This window comes from Pseudomonas sp. BAY1663, assembly GCF_000582595.1.
GTDB classification, from domain to species: domain Bacteria; phylum Pseudomonadota; class Gammaproteobacteria; order Pseudomonadales; family Pseudomonadaceae; genus Stutzerimonas; species Stutzerimonas stutzeri_AF.
Window position 1 is genome coordinate 47,536 of record NZ_AZSV01000011.1, and the last position, 20,097, is coordinate 67,632.

At 64.2% G+C, this 20,097-nt stretch carries 16 protein-coding genes, 1 tRNA gene and 4 pseudogenes; 12 read left to right on the plus strand and 9 right to left on the minus strand.

Annotated elements, in window-relative coordinates:
• Positions 1-187: 187 nt before the first annotated feature.
• From BAY1663_RS05460 to BAY1663_RS05475, 5 genes are all read right to left on the minus strand, one after another.
• Positions 188-2,095, minus strand: coding sequence for a valine--tRNA ligase (locus tag BAY1663_RS05460; RefSeq protein WP_371257586.1), 1,908 nt, complete (start codon positions 2,093-2,095; stop codon positions 188-190).
• Positions 1,978-3,021: a class I tRNA ligase family protein gene (locus tag BAY1663_RS25825; protein WP_371257587.1), complete on the minus strand. Its 1,044-nt coding sequence runs from the start codon at positions 3,019-3,021 to the stop codon at positions 1,978-1,980. The genes BAY1663_RS05460 and BAY1663_RS25825 overlap by 118 nt, the downstream gene beginning before the upstream one ends.
• 118 nt (positions 3,022-3,139) lie before the next feature.
• On the minus strand, positions 3,140-3,511 hold the full coding sequence (locus BAY1663_RS05465) for a hypothetical protein (protein WP_037038419.1): 372 nt from the start codon (positions 3,509-3,511) through the stop codon (positions 3,140-3,142).
• A gap of 72 nt (positions 3,512-3,583) precedes the next feature.
• Entirely contained in the window at positions 3,584-4,003 is a 420-nt protein-coding gene (locus BAY1663_RS05470; RefSeq protein ID WP_037038420.1) for a DNA polymerase III subunit chi, read from the minus strand.
• 69 nt (positions 4,004-4,072) lie between these two features.
• Positions 4,073-5,560, minus strand: coding sequence for a leucyl aminopeptidase (locus BAY1663_RS05475; RefSeq protein WP_037038422.1), 1,488 nt, complete (start codon positions 5,558-5,560; stop codon positions 4,073-4,075).
• 267 nt (positions 5,561-5,827) lie between these two features.
• On the opposite strand from BAY1663_RS05475, the pseudogene lptF reads away from it, so the two are divergent.
• A pseudogene (gene lptF, locus BAY1663_RS05480) lies at positions 5,828-6,948 on the plus strand (LPS export ABC transporter permease LptF).
• Positions 6,941-8,002 carry an LPS export ABC transporter permease LptG gene (lptG, locus tag BAY1663_RS05485; protein WP_037038423.1) on the plus strand — a complete coding sequence of 354 codons (1,062 nt, stop codon included), beginning with the start codon at positions 6,941-6,943 and terminating at the stop codon, positions 8,000-8,002. The pseudogene lptF and the gene lptG overlap by 8 nt, the downstream one beginning before the upstream one ends.
• A gap of 52 nt (positions 8,003-8,054) precedes the next feature.
• Here lptG and BAY1663_RS05490 read toward each other — a convergent pair whose 3' ends face one another.
• From BAY1663_RS05490 to BAY1663_RS05500, 3 genes and pseudogenes are all read right to left on the minus strand, one after another.
• Positions 8,055-8,552 carry an RDD family protein gene (locus BAY1663_RS05490; protein ID WP_037038425.1) on the minus strand — a complete coding sequence of 166 codons (498 nt, stop codon included), beginning with the start codon at positions 8,550-8,552 and terminating at the stop codon, positions 8,055-8,057.
• 101 nt (positions 8,553-8,653) lie between these two features.
• A pseudogene (locus BAY1663_RS05495) lies at positions 8,654-8,860 on the minus strand (cold-shock protein); the annotation flags it as partial.
• Positions 8,861-9,350: 490 nt separating this feature from the next.
• Positions 9,351-9,437: transfer RNA gene (locus BAY1663_RS05500), tRNA-Leu, on the minus strand.
• 114 nt (positions 9,438-9,551) lie between these two features.
• Here BAY1663_RS05500 and queA point away from each other — a divergent pair.
• The 6 genes and pseudogenes from queA (at position 9,552) to BAY1663_RS05530 (ending at position 15,573) form a co-directional block, all read left to right on the plus strand.
• A complete protein-coding gene (gene queA, locus BAY1663_RS05505; RefSeq protein WP_037038426.1) occupies positions 9,552-10,601 on the plus strand; it encodes a tRNA preQ1(34) S-adenosylmethionine ribosyltransferase-isomerase QueA in 1,050 nt (349 codons plus the stop codon).
• 14 nt (positions 10,602-10,615) lie between these two features.
• On the plus strand, positions 10,616-11,731 hold the full coding sequence (tgt, locus tag BAY1663_RS05510) for a tRNA guanosine(34) transglycosylase Tgt (RefSeq protein ID WP_164838429.1): 1,116 nt from the start codon (positions 10,616-10,618) through the stop codon (positions 11,729-11,731).
• A 42-nt stretch (positions 11,732-11,773) separates the two neighbouring features.
• Positions 11,774-12,103, plus strand: a complete 330-nt coding sequence (gene yajC, locus BAY1663_RS05515) for a preprotein translocase subunit YajC (protein ID WP_037038428.1) — start codon at positions 11,774-11,776, stop codon at positions 12,101-12,103.
• 66 nt (positions 12,104-12,169) lie between these two features.
• Positions 12,170-14,037 (plus strand): annotated as a pseudogene (secD, locus tag BAY1663_RS05520) (protein translocase subunit SecD).
• A 12-nt stretch (positions 14,038-14,049) separates the two neighbouring features.
• Positions 14,050-14,961, plus strand: a complete 912-nt coding sequence (gene secF / locus BAY1663_RS05525) for a protein translocase subunit SecF (protein WP_037038429.1) — start codon at positions 14,050-14,052, stop codon at positions 14,959-14,961.
• 78 nt (positions 14,962-15,039) lie between these two features.
• Complete coding sequence (locus tag BAY1663_RS05530) at positions 15,040-15,573, plus strand: glycine zipper 2TM domain-containing protein (RefSeq protein WP_037038430.1); 534 nt, start codon at positions 15,040-15,042, stop codon at positions 15,571-15,573.
• Positions 15,574-15,648: 75 nt separating this feature from the next.
• Here the strand turns inward: BAY1663_RS05530 and suhB are convergent.
• Positions 15,649-16,463: pseudogene (gene suhB, locus BAY1663_RS05535) on the minus strand (inositol-phosphate phosphatase).
• Positions 16,464-16,556: 93 nt separating this feature from the next.
• Here suhB and trmJ point away from each other — a divergent pair.
• The 4 genes from trmJ (at position 16,557) to BAY1663_RS05555 (ending at position 20,065) form a co-directional block, all read left to right on the plus strand.
• Positions 16,557-17,393, plus strand: a complete 837-nt coding sequence (gene trmJ, locus BAY1663_RS05540; protein ID WP_256206555.1) for a tRNA (cytosine(32)/uridine(32)-2'-O)-methyltransferase TrmJ — start codon at positions 16,557-16,559, stop codon at positions 17,391-17,393.
• On the plus strand, positions 17,393-18,169 hold the full coding sequence (gene cysE / locus BAY1663_RS05545) for a serine O-acetyltransferase (RefSeq protein WP_037038432.1): 777 nt from the start codon (positions 17,393-17,395) through the stop codon (positions 18,167-18,169). The genes trmJ and cysE overlap by 1 nt, the downstream gene beginning before the upstream one ends.
• 158 nt (positions 18,170-18,327) lie before the next feature.
• Positions 18,328-18,819, plus strand: a complete 492-nt coding sequence (gene iscR, locus BAY1663_RS05550; RefSeq protein WP_037038433.1) for a Fe-S cluster assembly transcriptional regulator IscR — start codon at positions 18,328-18,330, stop codon at positions 18,817-18,819.
• Between the two features lie 31 nt (positions 18,820-18,850).
• Positions 18,851-20,065 (plus strand): IscS subfamily cysteine desulfurase, encoded by a 1,215-nt coding sequence (locus tag BAY1663_RS05555; protein WP_037038434.1) that lies wholly within the window; start codon positions 18,851-18,853, stop codon positions 20,063-20,065.
• Positions 20,066-20,097 lie beyond the last annotated feature (32 nt).

Consider the following 20,097-nt stretch of genomic DNA (forward strand, 5'->3'; position numbering starts at 1 on the left):
GCTTCGCTGCAGGGGGCTCATTTCGTATCGTCGAGCTGTTCGTGTTGGCTTCTAACGGCCTGCCAGTTTGTAAATGGGTGTTTCGTGTGCGACATAGTGTATCAGCGTTGACGGCAATAACTTGTCATCAATCAAGAGGAGACGCATCAGCAAAAAGGCCAGCATCTTTGGATGCTGGCCTTTTCGTTTACAGCGTCGCGATACGCTCGCGTTGTTCCAGGAGCCTGGCCCTGGCCTGTTCGGCTTCGGCCAGCTTGGCGCGTTCCTTGTCGATCACCTCGGCTGGCGCCTTGTCGACGAAGGCGGCGTTGCCGAGCTTGCCGCCGACGCGCTTGACCTCGCCGTCCAGCCGGCCGATTTCCTTGTCCAGGCGTGCCAGTTCGGCATCCTTGTCGATCAGCCCGGCCATCGGCACCAGCACCTGCATGTCGCCGACCAGGGCGATGGCCGACAGCGGTGCCTCTTCGCCGGCCGCGAGGATGCGTACGCTTTCCAGCTTGGCCAGCTTCTTCAGGAGTGGCTCGTTCTCGTCGAGGCGACGCTGGTCGAGCGCCGAGACGTTGCCCAGCACCACGTCGATGCGCCTGGCCATGGAGATGTTCATCTCGCCGCGGATCTGGCGGATGCCGAGCATGAAGGCCTTGACCCACTCGATGTCGCCCTCGGCGGCCTCGTCGAGACGCTCGGGGTTGAACTCCGGCCAGGGCTGCAGCATCAGCGTCGGGCCCGACTTGCCGGCCAGCGGCGCGACGCGCTGCCAGATTTCCTCGGTGATGAACGGCATGAACGGGTGCGCCAGGCGCAGCGTGGTCTCCAGTACCCGCACCAGGGTACGGCGGGTGCCGCGCTGGCGTTCGACGCTGGCGCTCTCGTCCCACAGCAGCGGCTTGACCAGCTCCAGGTACCAGGCGCAGTACTCGTCCCAGATGAACTCGTAGAGCGCCTGGGCGGCCAGGTCGAAGCGGAAGGCTTCCAGCTGGCGGGTCACCTCGGCCTCGGTACGCTGCAGCGCGGAGATGATCCAGCGGTCCACCGACGAGAGCTCCACCGGCTCGTCGTTGGCACCGGTGTCCTTGTCTTCGGTGTTCTCGAAGACGAAGTTGGCGGCGTTCCAGAGCTTGTTGCAGAAGTTGCGGTAGCCCTCGACCCGGCCCATGTCGAACTTGATGTCACGGCCGGTGGAGGCCAGCGAGCAGAAAGTGAAGCGCAGGGCGTCGGTGCCATAGCTGGCGATGCCTTCGGGGAACTCGGCGCGGGTCTGCTTGGCGATCTTCTCGGCGAGCTTGGGTTGCATCATGCCGCTGGTGCGCTTGTCCAGCAGTTCGTCGAGGGTGATGCCGTCGACGATGTCCAGCGGGTCGAGCACGTTGCCCTTGGACTTGGACATCTTCTGGCCCTGGCCGTCGCGCACCAGGCCGTGGACGTAGACGGTCTTGAACGGGATCTGCCCGGTCAGGTGGGTGGACAGCATGATCATCCGGGCGACCCAGAAGAAGATGATGTCGAAGCCGGTGACCAGCACGTCGGTGGGGTGGAAGGTCTTGAGGAACTCGGTCTGCTGCGGCCAGCCGAGGGTGGAGAAGGTCCACAGGCCGGAGCTGAACCAGGTGTCCAGCACGTCCTCGTCCTGGCGCAGCGATTCGTCGTTGCGGATGTCGTACTTCTTGCGCACCTCGCTCTCGTCGCGGCCGACGTAGACGTTGCCGGCCTCGTCGTACCAGGCCGGGATGCGGTGGCCCCACCAGAGCTGGCGGCTGATGCACCAGTCCTGGATGTCGCGCATCCAGCTGAAGTACATGTTCTCGTACTGCTTGGGCACGAACTGGATCTCGCCGCTTTCCACCGCGGCGATGGCCTTCTCGGCCAGCGGCTTGGTGGAGACGTACCACTGGTCGGTCAGCCAGGGTTCGATGACGGTGCCGGAACGGTCGCCGCGCGGCACCTTCAGCGCGTGGTCGTCGATCTTCTCCAGCAGGCTCATGGCCTCGAACTCGGCGACGATGGCCTTGCGCGCGTCGAAGCGGTCCATGTGCGCGTAGCCGTCGGGCAGGCGGCCGTCGACCTTGTCGTTCGGCGAGCCGTCGATGTTGCACACCTGGCGCGCGCCAGCACGCAGGCGTTCTGGTCGAAGATGTTGATCAGCGGCAGGTGGTGGCGCTTGCCGACCTCGTAGTCGTTGAAGTCGTGGGCCGGGGTGATCTTCACGCAGCCGGTGCCGAACTCGCGGTCGACGTAGTCGTCGGCGACGATCGGAATCAGGCGGTTGACCAGCGGCAGCATGACGTGGCGGCCGATCAGGCTCTTGTAGCGCTCGTCCTCGGGGTGCACGGCAATGGCGGCGTCACCGAGCATGGTTTCCGGGCGGGTGGTGGCGACGACCAGGTAATCCAGGCCCTCGGCGGTCTTGCAGCCGTCGGCCAGCGGATAGCGCAGGTGCCAGAGGTGGCCCTTCTCGTCGTGGTTCTCCACTTCCAGGTCGGAAATGGCGGTGTGCAGCTTGGTGTCCCAGTTGACCAGACGCTTGCCGCGGTAGATCAGCCCGTCTTCATGCAGGCGTACGAAGGCTTCCTTGACCGCCTCGGAGAGGCCTTCGTCCATGGTGAAGCGTTCGCGCGACCAGTCCACCGAGGAGCCCAGGCGACGAATCTGCCGGGTGATGTTGCCGCCGGATTCTTCCTTCCATTGCCAGACCTTCTCGAGGAATTTCTCGCGGCCCAGATCGTGGCGGCTGACACCCTGGGCGGCCAGCTGGCGCTCGACCACCATCTGCGTGGCGATACCCGCATGGTCGGTGCCCGGCTGCCAGAGGGTATTGCGGCCCTGCATGCGGCGGAAGCGGATCAGCGCGTCCATGATGGCGTTGTTGAAGCCATGGCCCATGTGCAGGCTGCCGGTGACGTTCGGCGGCGGGATCATGATGGTGTAGGGCTCGCCGGCACCTTGCGGGGCGAAATAGTTGTTCGATTCCCAGGTCTGGTACCAGGAAGTCTCGATGGCGTGCGGCTGGTAGGTCTTGTCCATGCGGCGGGACCCTTAGAACGGCTGGTCGGAAAAACGGGCAAGTATAAAGGCAAACGGTCGTAAGGTTTTACGGCGGCGCATTTTTACTGCGAATGGTTCTGCCGATCGGCCTGCTGCCTCAGGGCCGGGGTGAGCGGGTCAGCTTGTCGAGCCGGCTTTCCAGGCGGCGCTTGAGCTCGGCCTCGATCTGCGGCACGAAGTCGTCGATCACTTCCTGCAGGATCAGGTTGGCCGCGGTGCGCAGTTCGTGGTCGATGTGTCGTTCGGCCAGCGAACGGAAGGCGGTGCGCACGCTGGGCTCGCGCGGCTCGCCGTCGGCCGGGGTGCCGGTGGAGACGGCCGGGGCGGGCTCGACGATATCCGACAGCAGCGGAATGCTATCGGGGTCCAGTGCCTCGCTGGCATCCGGGAAATCGTCACCCAGCAGGGCGCGGATGGATTCCAGGTCGCTGAGCAGTTCGGCGGGCTTGTTCGGGGTTTTCGGTGTCATCTGTGTGGTTCCGGGCTGGTGCATCCCGGCTGTTTGCCAGGGGTATCCCTTGCTGTCTAAAGATTGGAGCGGCTAGAGCTCGACCCTTTGTGGATCATAGCCCTGGCGCCGATAGAGGCGGAAATTGTCCCGGCAGGCGGTCAGCAGCTGCGGTTCCTGATTGACGATTTCGATGATCCGGCTGAACTGGTCGATGTGTGGCGAGAGTGTCGGCGCCAGGTTGACCAGCAGGCCCTGGGGGGCCTGCGGTGCCTGTTCCAGGCCGATGACCACCGGCGCCTGCGGATCGTCGGCGTGCAGCTCGTGGGGAATGAAGCGTTCGTCACGGAAGCACCAGAGCAGTTCGTCGAGCTGGCTGGCCTGGGCCTCGTCGCTGCAGCGGACGAAGACCCGCAGGCCGTGCTGCCAGCCCTTGGCCGCGAGCTGGCAGGCCGCCCGCAGGCGGCCGAGCGGATTGGTGTCCGGCAGCACGTAGAACTCGACGCGCGTCATCGCCGGGCCTCGTCATGGCCGGGCAGTCTGCGCCGGCCATGGGGTGCATGTGCGACGATCGCCCGCATCTCAGCTGGCCCGGTCCAGCAGGTACTGGGTCAGCAGCGGCACGGGGCGGCCGGTGGCGCCTTTCTCCTTGCCGCCGCTGATCCAGGCGGTGCCGGCGATGTCCAGGTGGGCCCAGGCGAACTTCTTGGTGAAGCGCGAGAGGAAGCAGGCGGCGGTGATGGTGCCGGCCTTCGGCCCGCCGATGTTGGCGATGTCGGCGAAGGGGCTGTCCAGCTGTTCCTGGTATTCGTCGAACAGCGGCAGTTGCCAGGCGCGGTCGGTGGTGCTTTCGCCAGCCTGCAGCAACTGCTGGATCAGTTCGTCGTTATTGCCCAGCAGACCCGAGGTATTGCTGCCCAGGGCGACGATGCAGGCGCCGGTCAGGGTCGCCACGTCGATCACCGCACGCGGCTCGAAGCGCTCGGCGTAGGTCAGGGTATCGCACAGCACCAGCCGGCCTTCGGCGTCGGTGTTGAGGATCTCCACGGTCTGGCCGCTCATGGTGGTGACGATATCGCCCGGGCGGGTCGCGCCGCCGCCGGGCATGTTCTCGGCGCAGGCCAGCAGGCACACCAGGTTGATCGGCAGCTGCAGCTCGAGCACGGCCTTGAGGGTGCCGAGCACGCTGGCGGCGCCGCACATGTCGTACTTCATCTCGTCCATGCCGAGGCCCGGCTTGAGGCTGATGCCGCCGGTGTCGAAGGTGATGCCCTTGCCGACCAGTGCGTAGGGCTTGTCGCCCTTCTTGCCGCCGTTGTACTGCAGGGCGACGATGCAGCCCGGCTGGTCGCTGCCCTGGGAGACGGCGAGGAACGCGCCGGCGCCCAGCTCGCGCAGTTTCTTCTCGTCGAGCACCTCGACCTTGAGGCCCTTGTAGGCCTTGCCCAGCTGCCTGGCCTGCTCGGCGATGTAGCTGGGGTGGCAGACGTTCGGCGGCAGGTTGCCCAGGTCGCGGGTGAAGGCCATGCCGGTGGCGATTGCCGTGGCTTCGCGCGTAGCCCGTTCGGTTGCGGCCTGCTCGGCCTTGTCGCAGAGCAGGACGATCTTCTGCAGCGCGCGCGGGTCGGCCTTCTTGCTCTTGAAACGATCGAACACGTACTGGCCGTCGGCGAGGATTTCCACCAGCAGGCGGGTACGGGCATAGCTGTCGCGGCCCTTGACCTGCACGTCCTGCAGGGCGAACGCGGCGTCGCCGCCGCCGAGGTTCTTGATCGCCGCCAGTGCGGCATTGGCCACCTTGCGCCACTGGCGGCTGTCGAGCTCGTCCGCCTTGCCGATGCCGACCAGCAGCACGCGCTCGGCCTTGAGATTGGGCAGGCCGTGCAGCAGCAGGGTCTGGCCCGCCTTGCCCTGGATGTCGCCACGCTTGAGCGCCGCGCCGAGGGCGCCGCCGCTGGCGCTGTCGACGCTCTGGGCGACGCTGCCGAGGCTGCGGTCCTCGCCCAGCGGCAGGATCAGGGTGGCGGTCTTCTGGGTGGCTGCTTTGGCGCTTTTGACAACGAATTCCATGACGTGGTGTCCCCAAGACAAAGAGTCGGGTTTGCAGGATAATGCCGGGCTTGTTTTCCGGTGGCTCGCCTGTTCGGTCGTTGCTAACGACTGCGCCAGGCTGGAAACGTTGCAATCGACCGCGTTTGCCGGCGATCGCTTCGACGCGGCACGCCGCGGCCGACCGGTTCGTCGATACCTGTTTTCATCGGTCTGCTGCGGCGGGCCGGCAACTGGCGGTTAGTTTGAGCGTTGCCGCCGGAGCCTGACAACCCTGGAGTGTCTGGTTTGATCGTCTTTCGTTACCTGTCCCGAGAGCTGCTGATCACCATGAGCGCGGTCAGCGCCGTGCTGTTGGTGATCATCATGAGCGGCCGTTTCATCAAATACCTGGCCCAGGCCGCCCAGGGCGTGCTCGATCCGGGCGTGTTGCTGCTGATCATGGGCTTCCGCCTGCCGGGTTTCCTGCAGCTGATCCTGCCGCTCGGGCTGTTCCTCGGCATCCTGCTGGCCTATGGGCGGCTCTACCTGGAAAGCGAGATGACCGTGCTCTCCGCCACCGGCATGAGCCAGCGCCGCCTGCTGGCCTACAGCCTGGCACCGGCGGCGCTGGTCGCCGCGCTGGTCGGCTGGCTGAGCCTTGGCCTGGCGCCGCAGGGCATCGCCGAGGTGGACCGCATCCTCAACCAGCAGGATTCGCTGACCGAGTTCGACACCCTGGTGCCGGGGCGCTTCCAGACCCTGCGCGGCGGCTCGCGCGTGACCTATACCCGCGAGCTGTCGGCCGACCGCAGCGAACTGGCCGGGGTGTTCATTTCCGAGACCAACGTGTCGCGGCAGACCGGCAAGGAGGGCAGCCTCTCGGTGCTGGTCGCCGAGAGTGGCAGGCAGGAAATCCAGCCCGACGGCAGCCGCTACCTGATCCTGGAGAACGGCTACCGTTACGACGGCAATCCCGGGGAAGCGGACTACCGGGCGATCCAGTACGACACCTATGGCGTGCTGCTGCCCAAGCCGGAAGTGAGCATGGAGCTGAGCGAGCGTGAGGCGCTGCCGACCCGCGAACTGCTGGGCAGCGACAACCTGCGCTACCGGACCGAGCTGCAGTGGCGTCTCTCGTTGCCGTTGCTGGTGTTCGTCGTCACCGTGCTCGCCGTGCCGCTGGCCAAGGTGAATCCGCGGCAGGGGCGTTTTCTCAAGCTGTTGCCGGCGATCCTGCTGTACATGACCTATCTCGCCCTGTTGATCGCGGCCCGCGGCGCGCTGGACAAGGGGCGCATCCCGATGGCGCTGGGGTTGTGGTGGGTGCACGGGCTGTTCCTGGCGATCGGTCTGTTGATGCTGTTCTGGGAGCCATCAGGCTGCGAATGAGCAGGCGCCGCGCGCAGCTGGAGGTGGCCCGTGGTTAAGCTCGATCGCTACATCGGTATCCATGTCTTTCTCGCCATCCTCAGCGTGCTGGGCATCATCGTCGGGCTGGCGTTGCTGTTCGCCTTCATCGACGAGCTGGGCGACGTCGAGGGCAGCTATGGGCTGTTCGACGCGCTGCAATACGTGCTGCTGACCTCGCCGCGCCGGCTCTACGAGATGCTGCCGATGGCGGCGCTGATCGGCTGCCTGATCGGCCTCGGCACGCTGGCCAGCAGCAGCGAACTGACCATCATGCGCGCGGCCGGGGTCTCGCTGGGGCGCATCGTCCTGGCGGTGATGAAGCCGATGCTGATCCTGCTGGTGGCGGGCATCCTGATCGGCGAATACGTCGCCCCCTGGACCGAGGACATCGCCCAGGCCAAGCGCTCGCTGGCGCAGGGCGCCGGTGAGGCGCAGAGCAGCAAGCGCGGCCTGTGGCATCGGCAGGAGAACGAGTTCGTGCACGTCAATGCGGTGCAGCCGGGCGGCGTGCTGGTGGGGGTGACCCGTTACCGCTTCGACGATGAACGTCGGCTGCTGTCGGCCAGTTTCGCCCGACGCGCCAGCTACCAGGGCGATCATTGGCAATTGCAAACCCTGTCGACCACGCATTTTCGCGGCGACCACACCGAGGTGGTGCGGGCGCCGGAGGAGCGCTGGGACGTGCAGTTGACGCCGCAATTGCTCGGCACCGTGGTGATGGAGCCGGAGGCGTTGTCCATCACCGGGCTGTGGCGCTATATCCACTACCTGGGTGAGCAGGGATTGAACAACGGTCGCTACTGGCTCGCCTTCTGGACCAAGGTCCTGCAGCCGGCGGTGACCGTCGCGCTGGTGCTGCTGGCGATATCGTTCATCTTCGGGCCGCTGCGTTCGGTCACGCTCGGGCAGCGGATCTTCACCGGCGTGGTGGTCGGCTTCGTCTTCCGCATCATCCAGGATCTGCTCGGGCCGGCGAGCCAGGTGTTCGGCTTCTCGCCGCTGCTCGCCGTGGTGCTGCCGGCGGGTGTCTGTGCGCTGATCGGCGTCTGGCTGCTGCGGCGGGCGGGCTAAGGGCAGCAGCAAGCTGCAACGCCGGGAGCGCATCCCGGCTTGTGGTCTGTCGCTATTTCTTGTGGATGTTCTTCGGCAACTGCACGGCCTGGCTTTCGGAGTAAATGTCGTGCCAGGTCCGCTTGCGCTTGTCCCAGAGCATCCACCAGTAGCCCAGTCCCAGGCACAGCCAGGAGAGGATGGCGATCAGGAAGCGCAGCAATGCCTGCCATAGATCGATGGCGCTGCCGTCGGCGTTCTGGATGCGGATGCCCCAGACCTGCATGCCCAGGGTCTGGCCGTTGTGGGTCCAGAACTTGGCGAAGAAACCGAACAGGCTGAACAGCAGCAGCGTCGAGAGAAGGGGGTCGATGTCCAGGCCGCCGGCCTCGGCCAGGGCCTTCAGCTGATCGCTGCCATATAGCAGGCGCAGCAGGACCTGCTGGTAGAACAGTGTCACCACCATCATCAGGGCGATGCACAGCAGGCTGTCGTAGAAGATGGCGGCGAATCGGCGCACCAGGCCGGCGGCGGGAAATTGCCCCTGCGGGCTCAGCAGGTGTTTGCGCATTGCGTGTCTCGATGATGGGGCGGGGTGGGCATTCTACGGAATTGCGCGCATAAAAAAGCCCCTGATGTTGCCATCAGGGGCTTTTCGGAGCGGCGCTTAGCCAGGATCTGAACCTGGTCGGCCTGCATGCCCTTTTGACCTTGCACGGCGATGAAGCTGACTTTCTGGCCTTCTTTCAGGCTCTTGAAGCCGTTGCCTTCGATCGCGCGGAAGTGCACGAACAGATCCGGACCGCTCTCGGGAGTGATGAAACCAAAACCTTTCTCGTCGTTAAACCACTTGACGGTACCGTTCTGACGATTCGACATGTCTTTGTATCCTTGAAACTCAAAAGTAGAATTGCCCCTGCAATGGCAGGAAGCTGGAACTGGTTGCAAAGAGTAAGAGAGTCGAGCGGAGTAGCGGATCTGAAGATCTACTGCACCAGGTCACGATTCAACAGCGACCCATGCAAACACAGTGGGCACACTCTACGATAACTCGCCGGGGAATGCCAACCCCTCGGAGCCATAGAATTTGCCCTGTCCAGGCGGCGCCATTTCGGCGCATTTTAGGTGGCTGCGACCCGCTGATTCCAGCGGTCGATGCATGGGTCGGCTGTGTCGATATCGCTGCGACAGCCTGCGAAAAACGCGGTGATGCCAGATCGTCTTGCGGATGAAGCGTTCGAGTCAGGCGATCGCCGATTCGGCTGGGCCTGGTGTCGATGAAACTGCGCTACGGCGTGCCGGCTTCGTTCGCAACGCGATTGCCTCGTTGCTGAGGCGCACAGCTCGCTGCGTCGTAGCGATTCACTGATGGTGCCCCGAGAGAGACTCGAACTCTCACGTTGTTACCAACGGCGGATTTTGAATCCGCTGCGTCTACCGATTCCGCCATCGAGGCACAGTGGCGGCGCAGTATAGGGATGCGTGGCTGGGCGGTCAATCGTTTGGCGTGGTCAGGCCGACGTCTTTCGGATAAGCTTTGCGCCCTTTTCGTATCCCTTGAATGACTCGCATGCAAGTCGCCGATTTTTCCTTCCAGTTGCCGGATGCCCTGATTGCCCGGCACCCCCTGGTCGAGCGCCGGGCCAGCCGTCTGCTGGTGCTCGAAGGCGAGTCCGGCGAGTTGTCGCACCGGCGTTTCGCCGACCTGCTCGAGCAGGTGCACCCCGGCGACCTGATGGTATTCAACGATACCCGGGTGATCCCCGCGCGGCTGTTCGGCCGCAAGGCCAGCGGCGGCAAGCTGGAGATCCTCGTCGAACGGGTGCTGGATGGTCATCGCGTACTGGCGCACGTGCGTTCGAGCAAATCGCCGAAGCCGGGAACGCAGATCCTGCTCGAGGGCGGGGGTGAGGCCGAGATGCTCGCCCGCCACGATGCGCTCTTCGAATTGCGCTTCGCCGACGAGGTGTTGCCGCTGCTCGAGCGCATCGGGCACATGCCATTGCCTCCTTATATAGACAGGCCGGACGAGGCGGCCGATCGCGAGCGCTACCAGACGGTCTATGCGCAGCGCGCCGGGGCCGTGGCCGCGCCGACCGCCGGGCTGCACTTCGATGAGGCGTTGCTGGCGGCGCTGCGCGACAAGGGCGTCGAGACGGCCTATGTCACGTTGCATGTCGGTGCCGGCACGTTCCAGCCGGTGCGCGTGGAGTGCATCGAAGAACACCATATGCATCGCGAATGGCTCGAGGTAGGCCAGGATGTGGTCGATGCGGTCGCGGCCTGTCGCGCCCGTGGCGGCCGGGTGATCGCGGTGGGCACCACCAGCGTCCGCTCGTTGGAGACGGCCGCGCGCGATGGCGTGCTCAGGCCGTTCAGTGGCGATACCGACATATTCCTTTACCCGGGCAAGCCGTTCCATGTGGTCGATGCCCTGGTGACCAATTTTCATTTGCCCGAGTCGACCCTGCTGATGCTGGTCTGCGCCTTCGCCGGTTATCCCGAGACGATGGCGGCCTACGCCGAAGCCGTGGCGCAGGGCTACCGCTTCTTCAGCTACGGCGATGCCATGTTCATCACGCGCAATCCCGCCCCGCGCGGACCCGAGGAAACCCAATGAGTCGCACCTGCCATATGTCCTTCGAGCTGCTTGCCACCGATGGCAAGGCGCGCCGGGGGCGTCTGACCTTCCCGCGTGGCACCGTGGAGACGCCGGCCTTCATGCCGGTGGGCACCTACGGCACCGTCAAGGGCATGCTGCCGCGCGATGTCGAGGCCATCGGTGCGCAGATCATCCTCGGCAATACCTTCCACCTCTGGCTGCGCCCCGGAACGGAAGTGATCCGGCAGCATGGCGATCTGCATGATTTCATGCAGTGGCAAGGGCCGATCCTCACCGACTCGGGCGGTTTCCAGGTGTTCAGCCTGGGGGCGATGCGCAAGATCAAGGAGGAGGGCGTCTATTTCGCTTCGCCGGTCGATGGCGCCAAGGTGTTCATGGGGCCGGAGGAGTCGATGCAGGTCCAGCGTGACCTGGGCTCGGACATCGTGATGATCTTCGACGAGTGCACGCCCTATCCGGCCGACGAGGAGGTGGCGCGGCGCTCCATGGAGCTGTCGCTGCGCTGGGCCAAGCGTTCGAAGGTCGCCCATGGCGACAATCCGGCGGCACTGTTCGGTATCGTCCAGGGCGGCATGCACGAGTCACTGCGCATGCGCTCGCTGGAAGGGTTGTGCGAGATCGGCTTCGATGGCCTGGCGATCGGCGGGCTTTCGGTGGGCGAGCCCAAGGAAGAGATGATCCGCGTGCTGGATTTCCTCCCGCCGATGATGCCGGCCGACAAGCCGCGCTACCTGATGGGCGTGGGCAAGCCCGAGGATCTGGTCGAGGGCGTGCGGCGCGGGGTCGACATGTTCGACTGCGTGATGCCGACGCGCAATGCCCGTAACGGCCATCTTTTCACCGATAGCGGGGTGATCAAGATCCGCAATGCGGTGCACAAGCACGACAATTCCCCGCTGGACCCGGATTGCGATTGTTACACCTGCAAACACTTCTCCCGGGCCTATCTACATCATCTGGATAAATGCGGCGAAATGCTGGGTAGCATGTTGAATACCATCCATAACCTGCGGCATTACCAGCGGGTGATGGCTGGTTTACGCGACGCCATTCAACAGGGTACATTGGCGGCCTTTGTCGACGCCTTTTATGCCAAGCGCGGTCTGCCAACGCCGCCGCTTGCGTGACGTGCCAGTACAAAACAATCCTTTCTGCAACAGGAGTGCTACATGAGCTTTCTGATTCCCGCCGCCTATGCCCAGGAGGCTGCCGCTGGTCCTGCCGGCACTGGTTTCGAGTGGGTTTTCCTGGTCGGTTTCCTGGTCATCTTCTACCTGATGATCTGGCGTCCCCAGTCCAAGCGTGCCAAGGAGCACAAGAACCTGGTCGCCGGCCTGCAGAAGGGCGATGAGGTGGTTACCTCCGGCGGCATCGCCGGCAAGGTCACCAAGGTTGCCGATGAATTCGTGGTGATCGAAGTATCCGACAACGTTGAACTGAAGTTCCAGAAAGTGGCGATTGCCGCAACGTTGCCCAAGGGCACTCTGAAAGCCATCTGAGCTGACTTCATTCAACACCAACGACGGGGCGCGCAAGGCGCCCCGCGTCATTAAACGGGCTGCGTCATGCTCAATAGATTCCCTCTCTGGAAATACCTGCTGATACTGGCAGTGCTCGCGATTGCCTTCGTTTACTCGGCGCCCAACCTCTATCCCGATGACCCGGCGATCCAGATCACCGGCGCCAGTACGGCGCAGGAGATCGGGCAGGCCGATCTCGACCGGCTCAGCAAGGCGCTCGAGGATGGCGGCATCCCGGTGAAATCCGCCTCGCTGGACGAACAGGGCCGCGGCGGCTTGCTGCGCCTGGCGAGCCAGGATGATCAATTGCCGGCCAAGGACATCGCCCGGCGCACGCTCGGCGACGCCTATGTCGTCGCGCTCAACCTGGCGCCGACGACCCCGGACTGGCTGCGCAACCTCGCTGCGAGCCCGATGAAGCTCGGCCTGGACCTTTCCGGCGGTGTGCACTTCCTGCTGGAAGTCGATATGGAGAAGGCGGTCGAAACGCGGCTGAACGTCTCCGAAGGCGAGGTGAAGAGCCTGCTGCGCAAGGAGCGCGTACGCTACCGCAGTCTGCCCGCCCTGAAGAATGCCGTGCAGCTGGCTTCGCCGACGAGGCCACCCTGGCCGCGGCGCAGTCGCTGATCCGCAAGAACTTCAACGACTTCGAGCTGACCGCCAGCGAGCGCAACGGGCAGCAGGTGCTGCGCCTGGCGCTGACCGAGGCCAAGCTGGCGGAGATTCGCGAGTATTCGATCAAGCAGAACCTGACCACGGTGCGCAATCGCGTCAACGAGCTGGGTGTGGCCGAGCCGCTGGTCCAGCGCCAGGGTGCCAACCGCATCGTCGTGGAGCTGCCCGGCGTGCAGGACACCGCCGAGGCCAAGCGCATTCTCGGCAAGACGGCGAACCTCGAATTCCGCCTGGCTGCCGAGGCCGATGCGGCGCGTGCGTCCACCGAGAGCTTCGAGTTCCGCGAGGCGGGGCGTCCGCCCGTCCAACTGGAGCGTACGCTGATCATCACCGGTGACCAGGTGACCGATGCCCAGGCCAGTTACGACGAGAACGGCCGGCCGCAGGTCAATATCCGTCTCGATGGGCACGGCGGCGACCTGATGAACCGCGCCACGCGCAACAATGTCGGGCGCAGCATGGCGGTGATCTTCATCGAGCAGCGGCCGCTGACGCGTTATGTGCGCCAGGTAGTCGAGGGTGTCGAGCAGGAGGTCCGGGTCGAGACCTTCCAGGAAGAGAAGAAGATCATCAGCCTGGCGACCATCCAGTCGCCACTCGGCAGCCAGTTCCGCATTACCGGCCTCGACGGCCAAGGCGAATCCTCGGAGCTGGCCCTGCTGCTGCGTGCCGGTGGTCTGGCGGCGCCGATGTACTTCGCCGAAGAGCGCACTATCGGTCCGAGCCTGGGCGCGGAAAACATCAAGCTGGGTGTCGAGGCGGCCATGTGGGGCTTCCTTTTCGTCGCCCTGTTCATGGTGCTGATCTACAAGTTCTTCGGCGTGCTGGCGACCATCGCGCTGCTGTTCAACATGGTGGTACTCACTGCGCTGATGTCGATGCTCAATGCCACGCTCACCCTGCCGGGTATCGCCGGTATCGTGCTGACCATGGGTATGGCGGTGGATGCCAACGTGCTGATCTTCTCGCGTATTCGTGAGGAAATCGCCAACGGCATGTCGGTCCAGCGGGCCATTCACGAGGGCTTCGATCGGGCCTTCTCGGCGATCGTCGACGGCAACCTGACCACGCTGCTGGTCGGTGGCATCCTGTTCGCCATGGGCACCGGGCCGATCAAGGGCTTCGCGGTCACCCTGTCGATCGGCATCCTGACGTCGATGTTTACCGCAATCATCGTGACGCGCGGCATGGTCAACCTGATCTACGGTGGCCGCGATCTGAAGAAGCTGTGGATTTAAGGGGCTAGCACGATGAAACGCGTAATCAACTTCATGGGCGTTCGCCATGTGGCCTTCGCCCTCACCGTGCTGCTGACGGTCGCATCCTTGGCGAGTCTGGCGGTGAAAGGGCTGAACTTCGGCCTCGATTTCACCGGCGGCACGTTGATCGAACTGGGCTACGAGCGCCCGGTCGAGCTCGAGCAGGTGCGTGGCCAGCTGGTTCAGTCCGGCTTCGGCGATGCGGTGGTGCAGAGTTTCGGCGCCACCACCGATGTGCTGGTGCGCATCCCGGGTGATGATCCGCTGCTCGGCGAGCGCATCGCCGAGGCGCTGCGCAACGGCGGCGATGACAACCAGGTCAGCGTCAAGCGGGTCGAGTTCGTCGGGCCGGCGGTCGGCGAGGAACTGCGCGACCAGGGCGGCCTGGGCATGTTGCTGGCATTGGGCGGCATCCTGGTCTACGTGGCCTTCCGCTTCCAGTGGAAGTTCGGCCTCGGCGCCGTGTTGTCGCTGTTCCACGACGTGATCGTAGTGCTCGGGGTGTTCTCCTTCTTCCAGATTTCCTTCGACCTGACGGTGCTGGCGGCCGTGCTGGCGGTGATCGGCTATTCGCTGAACGACACCATCGTCATCTTCGACCGCATACGCGAGAACTTCCGTATGCTGCGCAAGGCGGAGTTGCTGGAGAACATCAATATTTCCACCAGCCAGACGCTGCTGCGCACCATGGCGACCTCGGTGTCCACCTTGCTCGCGGTCGGCGCGCTGATGGTCTTCGGTGGCGAAAACCTGTGGGGCTTCTCGCTGGCGCTGTTGATCGGTGTGGGCGCGGGTACCTATTCATCGATCTATGTGGCCGGGATCCTGCTGGTCTGGCTTAAGCTGACCCGCGAAGACCTGATTCCTCCGGTGGTCGAGGAGGAGGCGGACGAACGTCCCTGATTAATCCTCGCAACTTTCACGGCCTTGGCGGGTCCAAGGTCGTGGAACGGGCGCAGCCCGAAGGAAGAGGATTTCGCAGTGAACAAGTCCATGTTGGTCGGTACGGCGTTGGGCGTGGTGGTCGCCACGGCTGGTGGGGCTTTCGCCACCTACACCCTGGTCGATAGGGGGCCGAAATTTGCCGAGGTGCTTGCGGTCGAGCCTGTCAAGGAGACGATCCGGACGCCGCGTGAAGTCTGCAAGGATGTGACGGTCACCCGGCAAAAACCCGTTCAGGATCAGCATCGAATCGCCGGTACCGCGGTGGGTGCGGTGGTCGGTGGGTTGCTCGGCAATCAGGTCGGCGGCGGCACCGGCAAGAAGATCGCCACGGTTGCCGGCGCGGTAGGCGGCGGCTATGCCGGTAATCAGGTGCAGGAGCGGATGCAGGCCAACAGCACCTATACCACCACCGAGACGCGTTGCGATACGGTGACCGACAGCCATGACAAGATCGTCGGCTACGACGTCAAGTACGATCTGGATGGCAAGGTCGGCCGGGTGCGGATGGATCGCGATCCGGGCAGCCAGATTCCGGTGCGCGATGGTGAGCTGGTGCTGACGCAGCAGTGAGATTCGCGGCATAAAAAACGCCCCAATGGGGCGTTTTTTATGGTCCGCCATCCTGGCAGCCGTCGCTGTGCGCCCTTAGCGTTTGAGCGATGGCGTCAGGTGAGGCTGGATGGTGGTCAGGACCGCCTTGAAGCACTTGGTATTGCCGGCGACGATCTGCCCCTTCTCGAGGAAATCGTGGCCGCCGCTGAAATCGCTGACCAGGCCACCGGCTTCCTGGATCAGCAGCGCGCCGGCCGCCATGTCCCATTCGGACAGGCCGAATTCCCAGAAGGCGTCGAAGCGGCCCGCCGCGACGTAGGCCAGGTCGAGGCTGGCGGCGCCGGCGCGACGCAGGCCGGCGGTCTGGCCGACCAGGCTGCGGAACATGTTCAGGTAGCTGTCCAGGTTGTCCAGCTGTCCGTCGCGGAACGGGAAGCCGGTGCCGAGCAGGGCGCCTTCCAGGCTCTTGCGTGCGCTGACGCGCAGGCGGCGGCCATTGAGGCTGCGCCACGACCGCGGCTGGCGGTGAATTCTTCCTGGCGCACCGGGTCGAGAACCACCGCGTGTTCCAGGCGTCCGCGGTATTTGCAGGCGATGCTCACGGCGTAGTGGGGGATGCCGCGCACGAAGTTGGTGGTGCCGTCGAGCGGGTCGATGATCCACAGGTAATCGGCGCCTTCACCGCTGCCCTCGAGCAGCCCGCCTTCCTCGCCGAGGATGCCGTGAGTCGGATAGGCCTTGCGCAGTGCGTTGACGATGCTCTGCTCGGCGGCGCGATCGATCTCGGTGACATAGTCCTTGGCGTCTTTCTCGTTGACCGAGATTGCGTCCAGGCGGTCGGTGGAGCGGACAATCAGTTCGCCGGCGCTGCGGGCGGCGCGCAGCGCGATATTCAGCATGGGCTGCATGGAGCAATTACCTGGTCGTTTAAAGAAAGCGCGAAATTCTATCAGGAAAGCGGCGGCGCATGTAGCGCCATGCATGGATGGCGCGGGCTGTGGATGGCGAATGCCGAGGCGCTTCCTGTAAGCTTTCCGCTCGTTTACGAGTCGAGAATCTCCGTGTCGCTGCAAAACATTCGCGTGGTGTTGGTCAATACCAGTCATGCCGGCAATATCGGCGGGGTCGCCCGGGCCATGAAGAACATGGGGCTGTCGCGGCTGGTACTGGTCGATCCGGAGGATTTTCCGAGCCCGCACGCCGTCGCCAGGGCATCCGGGGCGACCGATATCCTCGATGCCGCGCAGGTCGTCGCTACCTTGGAGGAGGCGCTGGTCGGTTGCAGTCTGGTGCTGGGCACCAGTGCGCGTGATCGGCGGATTCCCTGGCCGTTGCTGGACCCGCGCGAGTGTGGGGCGGCCAGTGTGGAGCAGGCGGCTTCGGGCGGCGAGGTGGCGCTGGTGTTCGGCCGGGAATACGCCGGGCTGACCAATGAAGAGCTGCAGCGCTGTCAGTTTCATGTGCATATTCCTTCCGATCCGGAATTCAGCTCCCTGAACCTGGCGGCTGCCGTGCAGGTGCTCAGCTACGAAGTGCGCATGGCCTGGCTGGCTGCCGAGGGGCGGCCAACCAAGATGGAGAAGCTGGAAACCACGGCGATGCTGGATGCCCAGCCGGTGACCATGGATGAGCTGGAGCATTACTTCGGGCATTTGGAGCAGACGCTGGTGGATATCGGTTTTCTCGACCCGGAGAAGCCGCGGCACCTCATGCCTCGGCTGCGGCGGCTCTATGGGCGTAGCGGCATCAGCAAGCTGGAAATGAATATCCTGCGCGGTATTCTCACCGAGACCCAGAAGGCCGCCCGCGGCGAGCCTCACAAGCGGAGAAAGAACTGATGTTCGAGCGCATGCGCGAAGATATCCAGAGCGTGTTTCATCGCGATCCGGCGGCCCGTAATGCGTTCGAGGTGCTGACCTGCTATCCCGGGCTGCATGCCATCTGGATTCATCGGTTGTCGCACTGGTTGTGGACTCACGAATGGAAATGGCTGGCGCGCATGAGCTCGAATCTCGGGCGCTGGCTGACCGGGATCGAGATTCATCCCGGGGCGAAGATCGGCCGGCGGTTTTTCATCGATCACGGCATGGGCATCGTGATCGGCGAGACTGCGGAAATAGGCGATGACGTGACGCTCTACCATGGCGTTACGCTGGGTGGTACCAGCTGGAACAAGGGCAAGCGCCACCCGACCCTGGAAGATGGGGTGATCGTCGGCGCCGGGGCGAAGATCCTCGGGCCTTTCACCGTGGGGGCGGGCGCCAAGATCGGCTCCAATGCGGTGGTGACCCGCGAAGTCCCGGCCGGGGCCACTGCAGTGGGAATCCCGGGGCGGATCATCGTCAAGGCCAGCGATGAGCAGGAGGCCAGGCGCAAGGCCATCGCGGAGAAGATCGGTTTCGACGCCTATGGCGTCAGCGGCGACATGCCCGACCCGGTGGCGCGGGCGATCGGGCAACTGCTCGACCATGTGCAGGCCGTCGAGGAGCGTCTGGAGGGCATGTGCGGCGCGCTCAAGGCGCTGGGTAGCGATTATTGCGCCAAGGAGCTCCCGGAATTGCGCGAGGAGGATTTCGTCGAAGTGAAATCCGAGGGCGCCGAAACGCGCCCCTGAAGTGCGGGCCGGTGCGCTAGCTGTTATCATGCGCGGCCAGCGCCCCGCCGACTCGGCGGGACTCGACTAAAGACCGACTGTTTCAATAGGTCTTATAGTTGACTCAAATACTCGGGAATTGCATAATCGCGTCAAACCGTGATGCTTGGTGCAGACCGATGCGATTGACCACTAAAGGCCGTTATGCCGTAACCGCCATGCTTGACCTGGCGCTGCATGCGCAGCATGGCCCGGTTTCCCTGGCCGACATTTCCGAGCGGCAGGGCATTTCGCTTTCCTATCTCGAACAATTGTTCGCCAAGTTGCGTCGCAGCAACCTGGTGACCAGCGTGCGCGGCCCGGGCGGTGGTTATCAGTTGTCGCGCGACATGGGCGGGATTCAGGTGGCGCAGGTGATCGACGCCGTGAACGAGTCCGTCGATGCCACTCGCTGCCAGGGCTTGGGTGGTTGCCACTCCGGTGACACCTGCCTGACCCATCATCTGTGGTGCGATCTCAGCCAGCAGATCCACGAGTTTCTCAGCGGCATCAGCCTGGCCGATCTGGTCAAGCGCCAGGATGTGCAGCAGGTCGCGCTGCGCCAGGATATGCGCAAGGCCAATGGCGCCGCACCGCATCTGGACAAGATCGAAGCGTCCGCCGTCGAATGAGCAGGGCGACTGCCTGATAGGAGATATCTGAATGAAATTGCCGATTTACCTGGACTACTCCGCCACCACACCGGTGGATCCGCGTGTCGCCGAGAAGATGATCGAATGCCTGACCCTCGAGGGCAATTTCGGCAATCCGGCCTCGCGCTCGCATGCCTTCGGCTGGAAGGCCGAAGAAGCTGTGGAGAATGCCCGCCGGCAGGTCGCCGAACTGGTCAATGCCGACCCCCGCGAGATCGTCTGGACGTCCGGTGCGACCGAGTCCGACAACCTGGCGATCAAGGGCGTCGCGCACTTCTATGCCACCAAGGGCAAGCACATCGTCACCACCAAGATCGAACACAAGGCCGTGCTGGATACCACCCGCCAGCTCGAGCGCGAAGGCTTCGAAGTCACCTACATCGAGCCGGGCGAGGATGGCATCGTCACCCCGGAGATGGTCGAGGCGACGCTGCGTGACGACACCATCCTGGTCTCGGTGATGCACGTCAACAACGAGATCGGCACCATCAACGACATCGCCGCCATTGGCGAGCTGACCCGCTCGCGCGGCATCCTGTTCCATGTCGACGCCGCCCAGTCCACCGGCAAGGTGGAGATCGACCTGGAGCAGATGAAGGTCGACCTGATGTCCTTCTCCGCGCACAAGACCTATGGTCCGAAGGGCGTCGGCGCGCTCTACGTCCGGCGCAAGCCGCGCGTGCGCCTCGAGGCGCAGATGCACGGCGGCGGTCACGAGCGCGGCATGCGCTCCGGTACGCTGGCGACCCACCAGCTGGTCGGCATGGGCGAAGCCTTTCGTATCGCGAAGGAGGAGATGGCCCAGGAAAACGAGCGCATCCGCGCGCTGCGTGATCGTTTCTACAAGCAGGTCGAGCACCTCGAAGAGCTCTACGTGAACGGCAGCATGACTGCGCGCGTGCCGCACAACCTCAACCTCAGCTTCAACTACGTCGAGGGCGAGTCGCTGATCATGGCGCTCAAGGACCTGGCGGTCTCTTCCGGTTCCGCCTGCACCTCCGCCTCGCTGGAGCCGTCCTACGTGCTGCGCGCCCTGGGGCGCAACGACGAGCTGGCGCACAGCTCCATTCGCTTCACCTTCGGCCGCTTCACCACGGAGGAGGAAATCGACTATGCCGCGCAGAAGGTGGCCGAGGCCGTGACCAAGCTGCGCGAGCTTTCGCCCCTGTGGGACATGTTCAAAGACGGCGTCGACATCTCCAAGGTCGAGTGGCAGGCCCACTGATCCGCGTCCAGCGCCGCATCGCCTGATATAGA

Bases quoted from the DNA above. Each gene is read 5' to 3' on its own strand.
- iscR (WP_037038433.1), top strand. From the start codon at position 18,328: ATGCGATTGACCACTAAAGGCCGTTATGCCGTAACCGCCATGCTTGAC.
- secF (WP_037038429.1), top strand. From the start codon at position 14,050: ATGAAACGCGTAATCAACTTCATGGGCGTTCGCCATGTGGCCTTCGCC.
- BAY1663_RS05475 (WP_037038422.1), bottom strand. From the start codon at position 5,560: ATGGAATTCGTTGTCAAAAGCGCCAAAGCAGCCACCCAGAAGACCGCC.
- BAY1663_RS05465 (WP_037038419.1), bottom strand. From the start codon at position 3,511: ATGACACCGAAAACCCCGAACAAGCCCGCCGAACTGCTCAGCGACCTG.
- yajC (WP_037038428.1), top strand. From the start codon at position 11,774: ATGAGCTTTCTGATTCCCGCCGCCTATGCCCAGGAGGCTGCCGCTGGT.
- cysE (WP_037038432.1), top strand. From the start codon at position 17,393: ATGTTCGAGCGCATGCGCGAAGATATCCAGAGCGTGTTTCATCGCGAT.
- BAY1663_RS05490 (WP_037038425.1), bottom strand. From the start codon at position 8,552: ATGCGCAAACACCTGCTGAGCCCGCAGGGGCAATTTCCCGCCGCCGGC.
- trmJ (WP_256206555.1), top strand. From the start codon at position 16,557: ATGGCGAATGCCGAGGCGCTTCCTGTAAGCTTTCCGCTCGTTTACGAG.
- BAY1663_RS05555 (WP_037038434.1), top strand. From the start codon at position 18,851: ATGAAATTGCCGATTTACCTGGACTACTCCGCCACCACACCGGTGGAT.
- queA (WP_037038426.1), top strand. From the start codon at position 9,552: ATGCAAGTCGCCGATTTTTCCTTCCAGTTGCCGGATGCCCTGATTGCC.
- BAY1663_RS05470 (WP_037038420.1), bottom strand. From the start codon at position 4,003: ATGACGCGCGTCGAGTTCTACGTGCTGCCGGACACCAATCCGCTCGGC.
- BAY1663_RS25825 (WP_371257587.1), bottom strand. From the start codon at position 3,021: ATGGACAAGACCTACCAGCCGCACGCCATCGAGACTTCCTGGTACCAG.
- tgt (WP_164838429.1), top strand. From the start codon at position 10,616: ATGTCCTTCGAGCTGCTTGCCACCGATGGCAAGGCGCGCCGGGGGCGT.